9 protein-coding genes are annotated in these 10,769 nt (G+C 66.7%); 8 read left to right on the top strand and 1 reads right to left on the bottom strand.

Going from position 1 to position 10,769, the window contains the following annotated elements:
- Nucleotides 1–84 precede the first annotated feature (84 nt).
- The 8 genes from MRBLWH12_RS12110 to MRBLWH12_RS12075 all read left to right on the top strand — a co-directional run bounded on the left by MRBLWH12_RS12110 (nt 85) and on the right by MRBLWH12_RS12075 (nt 9,220).
- Nucleotides 85–1,095, top strand: a complete 1,011-nt coding sequence (locus MRBLWH12_RS12110; protein WP_341978313.1) for a LacI family DNA-binding transcriptional regulator — start codon at nt 85–87, stop codon at nt 1,093–1,095.
- A 270-nt stretch (nt 1,096–1,365) separates the two neighbouring features.
- Nucleotides 1,366–2,685, top strand: a complete 1,320-nt coding sequence (locus MRBLWH12_RS12105; RefSeq protein WP_363549201.1) for an ABC transporter substrate-binding protein — start codon at nt 1,366–1,368, stop codon at nt 2,683–2,685.
- Nucleotides 2,686–2,754: 69 nt separating this feature from the next.
- Nucleotides 2,755–3,657 (top strand): carbohydrate ABC transporter permease, encoded by a 903-nt coding sequence (locus MRBLWH12_RS12100; protein WP_363549199.1) that lies wholly within the window; start codon nt 2,755–2,757, stop codon nt 3,655–3,657.
- A 67-nt stretch (nt 3,658–3,724) separates the two neighbouring features.
- Nucleotides 3,725–4,642, top strand: coding sequence for a carbohydrate ABC transporter permease (locus MRBLWH12_RS12095; protein WP_363549197.1), 918 nt, complete (start codon nt 3,725–3,727; stop codon nt 4,640–4,642).
- Nucleotides 4,643–4,652: 10 nt separating this feature from the next.
- A complete protein-coding gene (locus MRBLWH12_RS12090; protein ID WP_363549194.1) occupies nt 4,653–6,011 on the top strand; it encodes an arabinan endo-1,5-alpha-L-arabinosidase in 1,359 nt (452 codons plus the stop codon).
- A complete protein-coding gene (locus tag MRBLWH12_RS12085) occupies nt 6,008–6,646 on the top strand; it encodes a YesL family protein (protein WP_363549191.1) in 639 nt (212 codons plus the stop codon). Before MRBLWH12_RS12090 ends, MRBLWH12_RS12085 begins: the two co-directional genes overlap by 4 nt.
- An 83-nt stretch (nt 6,647–6,729) precedes the next feature.
- Nucleotides 6,730–8,229, top strand: a complete 1,500-nt coding sequence (locus MRBLWH12_RS12080) for an alpha-N-arabinofuranosidase (RefSeq protein ID WP_363549188.1) — start codon at nt 6,730–6,732, stop codon at nt 8,227–8,229.
- Between the two features lie 4 nt (nt 8,230–8,233).
- A complete protein-coding gene (locus MRBLWH12_RS12075; protein ID WP_363549186.1) occupies nt 8,234–9,220 on the top strand; it encodes an arabinan endo-1,5-alpha-L-arabinosidase in 987 nt (328 codons plus the stop codon).
- Between the two features lies 1 nt (nt 9,221).
- On the opposite strand, the gene MRBLWH12_RS12070 is transcribed toward MRBLWH12_RS12075, so the two are convergent.
- Nucleotides 9,222–10,757: an alpha-N-arabinofuranosidase gene (locus tag MRBLWH12_RS12070; RefSeq protein WP_363549184.1), complete on the bottom strand. Its 1,536-nt coding sequence runs from the start codon at nt 10,755–10,757 to the stop codon at nt 9,222–9,224.
- Nucleotides 10,758–10,769: the final 12 nt, after the last annotated feature.

The raw sequence follows: 10,769 nt of genomic DNA, 5'->3' as shown, positions 1-10,769 counted from the left end.
CGCACGGGCGCGGCTGTAGGGTGATCTCGTCGTAATGACACGATTCTGCAACGTTGTAGAATGATGTCGGAACAGGGGGATCGGATGGCGGTGACGTTGCACGACGTGGCGGGGCTCGCCGGCGTCTCGATCAAGACGGTCTCGAACGTCATCAACGATTACCCGCATATCCGCCCGGCGACCAGGGAGAAGGTCGAAGCGGCGATCGCCGAACTCGGCTATACGCCCAACCTCACCGCGCGGAACCTCCGTTCCGGTCGCACCGGCGCGATCGCTCTCGCACTGCCCGATCTGAGCCTCGCCTACTTCGCTGAGCTCGCCGCCCAGGTCATCCACGAGGCCGAAGCCGCCGGCGTCGTCGTGCTCGTCGAGCAGACCGGCGCCGACCGCACCAGGGAACTCGAACTGCTGCGCAGCTCGCGTCTCAAGCTCACCGACGGACTGATCTTCAGTCCGCTGGGCATGGGGCAGGAGGATGCCGCCGCGCTCGACGTGGGCTTCCCGCTGGTGCTGCTCGGCGAGCGCATCTTCGACGGCCCTACGGACCACGTCACGATGCGCAACGTCGAAGCGGCCCGCGCGGCCACCGAGTACCTCATCGCCCATGGGCGGCGGCGGATCGCCGTGGTCGGTGCTCACGAGGGCGAAGTCATCGGTTCGGCGGCGCTGCGCCTTCGGGGCTACCGGGAGGCGCTCGAAGCGGCCGGCATCCCCTACGACGACGACATCGTCGGGTACACGACGCTCTGGCATCGTGCGAACGGCGCCCATTCGATGCGCGAGATCCTCGCCAGGGGCGGCGAGTTCGATGCCGTCTTCGGGCTGAACGACACGCTCGCGCTCGGCGCGATGCGCGTGCTGCAGGAAGCGGGGCGCAAGGTCCCGGAAGACGTCGCAGTGGTCGGCTTCGACGGCCTGGATGAGGCCGAGTACTCCATTCCGAGCCTCACCACCGTCGACCCCGGACGCGAGTGGATCGCGAAGACCGCCGTGGCGACGCTGCTGGCGCGCATCGCCGGAGATGCGGATGCGCCGCCGCGCACGCTCCTGGCCGACTTCCGCATCCTCGACCGAGAGTCCGCTCCCGCCACCTGACCTCGCCCGTCGCCCGACCCGCCACCCTCTAGCCGTCGCGAGTCTTCGGAGAGGCTTTTCGCTGGTCCCCAGGTCTCTGGACCAGCCGATTCCATCTCTGTGAGCGACGAGAGCGGCAGGCGCTGACGAATCGCGATTGACAGGGCGGGGCGTTCGGGTCACAATGTCTCTACAACGTTTACTACAACGTTGTAGAACGAGAGAGATCGCTCCTGCGGCCCAGCCCGAGCGACGACATCGAAGTCAGCTCCCGAGAGGAAACACAGCACAATGAAGTCACGGATCCTGGCGGTCACGGCCGTCTCAGCGGTCGCCCTGGCGACAATCACCGGATGCTCGAGCGGCGCTGCGGGCAGCGACGGCGACACCATCACGTTCATGTTCCGCGGCAACGACGCGGAGAAGGCGGCGTACACCGCGGCCATCGAGCAGTTCGAGAAGGATCACGACGTCGACGTCAAGATCATCATGACGACGGCGGACGAGTACTCCACCAAGCTCAAGGCCGCTATCACCGGCAAGCAGATCCCGGATGTCTTCTACATCGACCCGGGCAGCGTCCAGGCCTACGTGAAGTCCGGCATCGTCAAGGACATCACCGACAAGGTCGAGGAGTCCGTCGACCTCGACAACATCTGGGAGTACGGCGTCGACAGCTACCGCTTCGACGGCAAGCTGATGGGACAGGGCGCGATCTACGCGATGCCCAAGGACATCGGCCCGTTCTCCTTCGGCTACAACAAGACCATGTTCGATGCGGCCGGCATCCCGCTGCCCGACCCGGAGACTCCGTACACCTGGGCCGAGTTCGTCGACGTCGCCAAGAAGCTGACCCTCGACACGAACGCCGACGGAACGCTCGACCAGTGGGGCACCGGACTCAATGTGCAGTGGAATCTGCAGCCGTTCGTCTGGTCCAACGGCGGCGACTGGCTGAACGAGGATCGCACCAAGGTCACGGTGGACACTCCGGAGTTCGCCGAGGCGCTGCAGTTCTTCGCCGACATGTCCAACGTCGAGAAGGTCACGCCGTCCACCTCCGACGCGCAGACGCTGGACACCTACCAGCGCTGGATGCAGGGACAGATCGGCTTCTTCCCGGTCGGTCCGTGGGACGTGCCCACCTACGAGAAGCTGGATTTCGAGTGGGATCTGATCCCCTACCCGGTCGGCGCCACCGGCGAGACCGCGACGTGGACGGGCACGCTCGGCATCGCCGTCGCCGAGACGACGAAGAACGCCGACATCGCGACCGAACTCGCGATCTACCTGTCCACGGATCCGACGGCGCAGCAGTCCCTCGTCGATGCGGGCGTGCAGGTGCCGAACCTGAAGGACATGGCCGACGAGTGGGTCGCATCCGCGACGCTGCCGCCGGCGAACAAGCAGGAGTTCCTCGACATCGCGAACGAGTACGGCAGGGCGCTTCCGGCCAACACCACCTACAGCGCCGAGTGGTACGACGAGCTCTTCAAGAACATCCAGCCCGTCCTCGACGGCGAGCAGTCCGCCGAGGACTACCTCGCCGAGGTGCAGCCGCGCATGCAGCAGCTGCTCGACAAGGCGAACGCCGACGCGGGCATCGGCTAGCGGATACCCCGGGGCCGGCCCCCACGGCCGGCCCCGGCACCATCCGTACGTCTCACAGAAGAGGTGACCATGTCCACGACGACCATTCGTCGCTCCCGGCTGCACCGGCGCGAGCATCTCGCCGCCGCCGCCTTCATCGCCGTCCCGGTGCTCGGGTTCCTGATCTTCATCGCCTACCCGCTGCTGTTCGCCGTGTACGCGTCGTTCACCAAGTGGAACGGTCTCGGCGAGCCGGTGCTCAACGGCCTCGACAACTACGTCGAGATGTGGAACGACCCGTACTTCTGGCAGGCGATGGGCAACACGGTGTTCATGATGATCGGCATCCCGATCGGACTGGTCATCTCGCTGCTGCTCGCGCTCGCCCTCAACCGCAAGATGCGCGGCACCACGTTCTTCCGCACCGTGTACTACGTGCCCGTCATCTCCTCGCTCGCCGCGGTCGCCATCCTCTGGCAGTGGGCGTACAACGGCGACTTCGGCCTGGTCAACCAGGTGCTGGCGTTCTTCGGGATCGACGGCCCGAACTGGCTGCAGAACGCCGACACCGCGAAGCCGGCGATCGTGATCATGGCCGTGTGGAAGGGCCTCGGGTTCTCGATGCTCCTCTATCTGGCGGCGCTGCAGTCGGTGCCGCGGCACCTGTACGAGGCCGCGGCCATCGACGGTGCGGGCGCGTTCGCGCAGTTCCGCCACATCACGATCCCGATGCTGCGCCCGGTGACCTTCTTCCTCGTCGTCACCAGCATCATCGGCGGCGCCCAGATCTTCATCGAGATCAACATCATGACCCCCACCGGAGGACCCGAGTTCTCCACGGCATCCATCGTCTGGTACATCTGGCAGAAGGCGTTCAACTACCTCCAGATGGGCTACGCGACAGCGATGTCGGTCGTGCTGGGACTGCTGGTCTTCGTCATCACGGCGATCCAGTTCCAGGTCAACCGTCGGTCCCAGTTCTCCATCGAGTGAGGCAGCCATGACTCTTTCAGCCCCTGGAATGCAGGCAGTCCGCGAGACGGAGACAGCGCCTGGAACGATGACCACCGTGTTACCGGTGACCGCCCGCCGCCGGCTCCCGCGCCGCGTCTCCGGCGGATCGGATGCCCCGGTCGGCACGCGCTCCCGCTCCTACCGTGCGATGAACGTCATCGTCACGATCATCCTCTCCATCGGCGGCATCGTGATGATCGCTCCGCTGCTGTGGACCTTCAGCACTTCGCTGAAGACCAAAGAGGCCGTATTCGCCCTTCCGCCGCAGTGGATCCCCGATCCGGTGCAGTGGGAGACCTACATCCGCGTCTGGACCGCCGGCCCGCTCGCCAGTGGCATCTGGAACAGCATCATCGTCTCGGTGAGCGTCACCGTCGTCGGCACCGTGACCTCGGCGGTCGCGGCCTTCGCCTTCGCGAAGATGCGGCTCCCGTTCAAGAACATCGTGTTCCTGGCGATGCTCTCGGCGATCATGATCCCGTTCCCGACGATCATGATCCCGCAGTTCAAGATGTTCGCGGATGCCGGAATGGTCGACACCCTGTGGCCGCTGATCCTGCCCGGCCTGTTCGGCAACATCGTGATGATCTTCTTCCTCCGGCAGTTCCTCGACTCGGTTCCCGACTCGATCATCGAGGCGGCGAAGCTCGACGGCGCCGGCTACCTGCGGATCTTCTTCACCTTGATCTTCCCGGCGATCCGTCCGGCGATCGCGGCGCAGTTCATCCTCTGGTTCATGGCGATGTGGAACGACTACCTCGCGCCGATCATCTACCTGAACTCGCCCGAGAAGCAGACCCTGCAGCTCGTGATCGCGAGCTTCAACGCCACCTATGCCAGCCAGACTGACTACCCGCTGATCATGGCGGCGTCCTTCATCGCGCTGGTGCCGGTGCTCGTCGTATTCGTCGTCTTCCAGCGGCAGATCATCGAATCGGTCGCTCTGAGCGGATCGAAGGCCTGAGATGTCGACCATGACGAACGACCCGAGCACCTGGGGCGCGCGCAACGCGCATGACCCGACCGTGGTGCGCGGCGACGACGGGCTCTGGTACATGTTCTCGACGGATGCCGCCGCCGGCGTCTCGGACTTCCCGATCGGTGCGCACATCCGCACCTCGACAGATCTCGTCACCTGGTCGTTCCACGGCACCGCGCTCGGCGAGGTGCCGGCCGCGGCGAAGGAATGGAGCGGTGCCGAAGGGCTGTGGGCCCCCGAGGTGGTGCGCTGGCCGACAGCGGACGGCACGTCGCGCTGGCACATGTACTACTCGGCCTCGACGTTCGGCTCCCGCACCTCGGCGATCGGCCTGGCCACGGCGAGCAGCCCGGCCGGTCCCTGGGCCGATCAGGGCATCGTGATCGCGACGAGTCATGACCGCGACGCGTACAACGCGATCGACGCCGCCATCGCGTTCGATCGCGCAGGACGTCCGTGGATGATCTACGGATCGTTCTTCGGAGGCATCCATATCGTCGAGCTCTCGGCGGAGACGGGGACGCGGCTGCGCGACGAACCCGGTGCACTCATCGCCCGGCGTCCGACCAGCGTCGACGGGGCGATCGAGGGCGCGTACATCCAGTACCGCCCGGAGGACGATCGCTTCGTGCTGTTCGTCTCCTACGACTCGCTCGTCGACACCTACAGCGTGCGCGTCGGAGTCGCCGACGAGATCACCGGTCCGTATCGGGATGTGGCGGGGAACGACCTGACCTCGCCGACGGATGAGCGCGCTGTCGCGGTCGGCACCAAGGTGCTCGGCGGCCACCGCTTTCCTGGCGGTACGGGGTTCATCGCGCCTGGGCACAACTCGATCTTCACCGACGGCGATGCGACGTTCATGGTGCACCACGTGCGGCTGGCCGATGCGCCGACGAAGCACGAGGCGCAGATCCGCCGGGTGCACTGGAACCGCAGCGGCTGGCCCGTAGTGTCGCCGCATCCGTTCGCGGGCGCCGGGACGGAGCGCCTGACCGCGCCCGAGCAGGTCGCAGGGGGGTGGGATGCCGTGCGCTTCGCGCCCGAGGTGTCGGCTCTGGTGGAGGCGCAGCGCGTGACCATCGTGGCGGATGCCGTGTCCGACGGCGAGCCCGTCGCGGTGACGATCCTCGTGAAGGGCGTTTCATCTCGTCGCTTCGCTCCTCGCTCAACGACCGGGGTCACGCACCCGGTCATTGAGCGAGCGGAGCGAGACGAAACGCGTGGCGGGGTCGAGCTCGACGCGGTCGTGTTCGGCGCCTGGGATCCGGTCACCTCGCGAACCGTCCTCGCCTTCAGCGGCATCGACCCGAACGGTGTCGTCTGGAGCGGCTCGAAGGCGGTGACGTCGTGACCGCCCCCGCGCTGGGCGGTCTCGGCTGGACCGGCCGCGTGATGCAGGTACTGCAGGTGGTGACCTCCCTGATCGCCGTGAACGTGATGTTCCTGCTCGGCACGCTGCTCGGGCTCGGCATCCTCGGCCTCATGCCGGCTGCGGTCGCGGCATCCGCAGTGCTCCGGCAGGGCGACCTGCTCTCCGGTACCGCGGAAGGCGGCGTGGTCCGCACCTTCTGGATTCGCTACCGGGCGGAGTTCGCCCGTGCCAACCTCGCCGGCATCCCGTTCGGGATCGCCGGCCTGCTGCTCGCTGCCGACGCCGCGCTCCTGCCAACGCTGCAGGGCCCGCTCTCCGCCGCATTGCTCATGCTCACCGGCGTCGTCGTGATCGGCACCGCGATCATCGCGATCACCGCGGTCGTGCTGCTCTCCCGCTATGACGACCGCCCGGTTCCGGTGCTGCGTTTCGCGCTGCTTCTGCCGCTCACGTCCGTTCCCATGTCGCTCGGTGTACTCGTCGTCATCGCGGCGTGGGCGGCGATCGTCGGAGCCTTCCCCGTGCTCCTGCCGCTGCTCGGAGTCTCGATTCCGCTGGCGATCGCGGTCCGGCTCATCGACCGCCGACTCGACCGCATCGACCACGCCGGCTGACCGGCATCCCCATCCGTTTCCCATAGCCCGAGTACCTCGCCGTGCTGCGCGTGCAGCCGGCCTGTCCCAGAGAAGGAAAAACCGTGACCAAGGCACGCATCTCCATCGACCGCGAGGCGGTCGTCGCGCCCCTCGACCGACGCATCTTCGGCTCGTTCGTCGAGCACCTCGGCCGCTGCGTCTACGACGGCATCTACGAACCCGGCCACCCCACGGCGAACGAGGACGGGTTCCGCCTCGACGTCGTCGACCTCGTCCGCGAACTCGGCTCCAGCACGATTCGCTACCCCGGAGGTAACTTCGTCTCGGGTTTCCGCTGGGAGGACTCGGTCGGCCCGCGCGAGCAGCGCCCGGTGCGGCGCGACCTGGCCTGGCACTCGATCGAGACGAACCAGGTCGGCGTCGACGAGTTCTCGCGCTGGCTCGCGCTCACCGGCTCCGAACTGATGATGGCGGTGAACCTCGGCACGCGCGGCATCGAGGCAGCCCTCGACCTGCTCGAGTACTGCAACCACCCCTCCGGTACGGCGCTGAGCGACCAGCGCATCGCCAACGGCTCCGTCGAGCCGCATGGCATCAAGATGTGGTGCCTGGGCAACGAGATGGACGGCCCGTGGCAGACCGGCTACATGACGGCCGAGGACTACGGCAAGATCGCCGCCCGCACGGCGCAGGCGATGAAGACCGCGGACAAGACGCTCGAGCTCGTCGTGTGCGGGTCGTCGAGCTCGTCGATGCCGACCTTCGGCGACTGGGAGCGCACGGTGCTCGAGCACGCCTACGAGCACGTGGACTACATCTCCTGCCACGCCTACTACCAGGAGCGCGGCGGCGACCTGGCCTCGTACCTCGCATCGTCGGTCGACATGCAGTATTTCATCGAGACGGTCGTCGCGACGGCCGACCACGTCGGCAACAAGCTGAAGTCGTCGAAGAAGATCAAGCTCTCCTTCGATGAGTGGAACATCTGGTACCTCGACGAGCACCAGGCATCCGACGAGGTCAACGACGAATGGCGCGTCGCGCCCCGCCAGCTCGAGGACGTGTACTGCGTGGCGGATGCCGTGGTGCTCGGCAACCTGCTGATCACGCTGCTGAAGAACCACGACCGCGTGGCATCCGCCTCGCTCGCCCAGCTGGTCAACGTGATCGCGCCGATCATGACCGAACCGGGCGGCGACGCCTGGCGTCAGACCACGTTCTTCCCGTTCTCGGTGACCTCGCGCCTCGCGAAGGGCGAGATCGTGAAGCCGCGGATCGACGTCGGCACGTATGAGACGAAGGTGTACGGCGAGGCACCCCTGGTCGACTCGGTGGTCACCACCGACGGTCCGCAGTCGGCGGTCTTCCTGGTGAACCGCAGCCAGACCGAATCCATCGAGGTGCAGATCGCCGTCACCGAGCTCGGCGCGACGTCGATCGACGAGGCCGTGACGATCTGGGACGACGACGTGTACGCCAAGAACACGCTCGAGAACCAGACCCGCGTCGGACTGAAGACGCTCGAGGGCGCCGCGCTCGCCGACGGCGTGCTCACCGTCATGCTGCCGCCGGTGTCATGGTCGGCCATCGCGCTGAGCTGATCCGATGAATCCTCTCTTGCGTCTGGCCGGCGCCGTCGCAGTCGTCGCGGTGACGGCGGCGCTGGCCGGATGCGGAACCGCGGCCGCGGCCGCGCCCCAACTGTCCGGCGACATCTTCGTGCACGACCCGGCCTACGTGCAGACGGCCGATGGCGAGTACGTGTACTCGACGGGGAACGGGCAGATCGGTGACGGCAACATCCAGATCCGCCGATCCGACGACGGCGCGAGCTGGGAGTACGTCGGCGAGGTCTGGGCGTCCAAGCCCGATTGGTTGGCGGATGCCGTGCCCGGCGTCGACAACCTCTGGGCTCCTGAGCTCTACGAACACGACGGCGTCTGGTACCTCTATTACTCGGCGTCGACCTTCGGCAGCAGTGATTCGGTGATCGCACTCGCCACCAACACGACTCTCGACCCGGAGGATCCGTCGTATGAGTGGGTCGATCGAGGCGAGGTGATCTCCTCTGCCGGCGCCGACTTCAATGCGATCGATCCGGGCATCGTCGAGGATGCGGACGGGGTGCCGTGGATGGCATTCGGCTCATTCTTCTCCGGCATCCACATGGTGCAGCTGGAGTGGCCGAGCGGACTGCGTGCATCCGCGGACGATGAGCCGATCCGCATCGCCGATCGCGGACTCGTCGAGAACGCGATCGAGGCGCCGTACATCGTGCCGCACGACGGCTGGTACTACCTCTTCCTCTCCCGGAACTTCTGCTGCAAGGGCGTCGACAGCACGTACGAGATCATCGTCGGGCGATCGAAGTCGGTGACGGGGCCGTATCTGGATGCCGACGGCGGCGAGCTCCTCGACGACGGCGGCACCGAGGTGCTGACGACCGATGGCTCGCACGTGGGGCCGGGTGGGCAGTCCGTGTTCGAGGACATGCTCGCCTTCCACTTCTACGACGGTGCCGCCGATGGCATCCCGACTCTGGGCCTCCGACCGCTCACCTGGCGCGACGGCTGGCCTGAGGTCGCCGACTGAGCTACGCGCGAGTCGCCTCCAGCTCGATCACCGACCAGGAGAGCGCCGGGAGAGTTGCGCGGACGGCACCGTCGACGATCTCGGCCGCGGCGAGCGGGACCATGTGCACGGCATCCGGAGTGGTCTCGAGGTTGGTGGTCAGGCGGTCGCCGCCCTCCGGGATCGTGAGCGTCTCGGCCCCGACGACCCGAAGCCCGCCCATCCCGCGCAGGTCGATCGTCAGGTCGCTCTCCTCGCTCAGCGAGCGGTTCGCGACGAACACCACGACGCGTCCGGTCTCCTCATCCCAGGTCGCGGCGGCGTCGACCGCATCGACGCCGCCGTAGCGCTTCGTCTCGATCTGCGGCGCGGACACCGCGAGCCGCAGGATGCGCCCCTGTGCGAGACGCGCCATCCGCTCGAACGGCCAGAAGCTCGTCTGTCGCCAGGCCGGTCCGTTCTCCTCCGAGCGGATGGGCGCGATCACGTTCACAAGCTGCGCCTGGTTCGCGATCTTCACGCGGTCGCCGTGGCGCAGGAGGCTGTTCAACAGGGTGCCGACGACGACGGCATCCGTCACGTTGTAGGTGTCCTCGATCAGACGCGGATGCTCTCGCCACCCCGCCTTCGCGATCTCGCCGGCCTCGACGTCGTTGTACTTCACCTGGTCCCAGACGTTCCATTCGTCGAACGAGATGTCGACCTGCTTGGTGTGCTTGCCCGCCGCCTTGACCGCGTCGACCGTCGCGATGACACCCTCGATGAAGGCATCCATGTCGACCGACTCGGCGAGGAACGACTCGGCGTCACCGTCGTGCTCCTGGTAGTAGGCGTGCATCGAGACGTAGTCGACCTCGTCGTACGCGTGGGTGAGCACTGTGTGCTCCCAGGTCCCGAAGGTCGGCATCGAACGAGAGGACGAGCCCACCGCCACCAGCTCGATCGACGGGTCGACCAGTTTCATCGCCTTGGCCGACTCCTGGGCCAGTCGCCCGTACTCACCGGCTGTCTTGCCGCCGATCTGCCACGGGCCGTCGAGCTCGTTGCCCAGGCACCACAGCTTGATGTCGAACGGCTGCTCGGCGCCGTTCTTGCGACGCAGGTCCGACGAGTAGGTTCCGCCGGGGTGGTTGGCGTATTCGACGAGCGACCGGGCCTCTTCGACGCCGCGAGTGCCGAGGTTGATCGCCTCCATGACCTCGACCTCGGCCTCCTTCGCCCAGTCCATGAACTCGTGCAGACCGAAAGCGTTGGTCTCGATCGTGTGCCAGGCGCCGTCGATGCGCACGGGACGATCCTCCACGGGACCCACGCCGTCCTCCCACCGATAGCCCGAGACGAAGTTCCCGCCCGGATAGCGGATGACGGTCGGACCCATCTCCCGCACCAGCGCGAGCACGTCCGTGCGGAAGCCGCGCTCGTCGGCCTGCGGGTGCCCCGGCTCGTAGATGCCGGTGTAGACGCAGCGCCCCATGTGCTCGACGAACGATCCGAAGAGTCTCCGGGGGACGTCGGCGATCGTGAAGTCGCGGTCGATGGTGATGCGGGCGCTACTCATTGCTCTCCAATT

The sequence above is a fragment of the Microbacterium sp. LWH12-1.2 genome, assembly GCF_040675825.1.
Lineage (GTDB): Bacteria > Actinomycetota > Actinomycetes > Actinomycetales > Microbacteriaceae > Microbacterium.
Note: the sequence above shows the minus strand (reverse complement) of the source record. Positions and strands in the feature narration are given on the sequence as shown.

Bases quoted from the DNA above. Each gene is read 5' to 3' on its own strand.
- MRBLWH12_RS12075 (WP_363549186.1), top strand. From the start codon at position 8,234: ATGAATCCTCTCTTGCGTCTGGCCGGCGCCGTCGCAGTCGTCGCGGTG.
- MRBLWH12_RS12090 (WP_363549194.1), top strand. From the start codon at position 4,653: ATGACGAACGACCCGAGCACCTGGGGCGCGCGCAACGCGCATGACCCG.
- MRBLWH12_RS12100 (WP_363549199.1), top strand. From the start codon at position 2,755: ATGTCCACGACGACCATTCGTCGCTCCCGGCTGCACCGGCGCGAGCAT.
- MRBLWH12_RS12105 (WP_363549201.1), top strand. From the start codon at position 1,366: ATGAAGTCACGGATCCTGGCGGTCACGGCCGTCTCAGCGGTCGCCCTG.
- MRBLWH12_RS12110 (WP_341978313.1), top strand. From the start codon at position 85: ATGGCGGTGACGTTGCACGACGTGGCGGGGCTCGCCGGCGTCTCGATC.
- MRBLWH12_RS12095 (WP_363549197.1), top strand. From the start codon at position 3,725: ATGACCACCGTGTTACCGGTGACCGCCCGCCGCCGGCTCCCGCGCCGC.
- MRBLWH12_RS12070 (WP_363549184.1), bottom strand. From the start codon at position 10,757: ATGAGTAGCGCCCGCATCACCATCGACCGCGACTTCACGATCGCCGAC.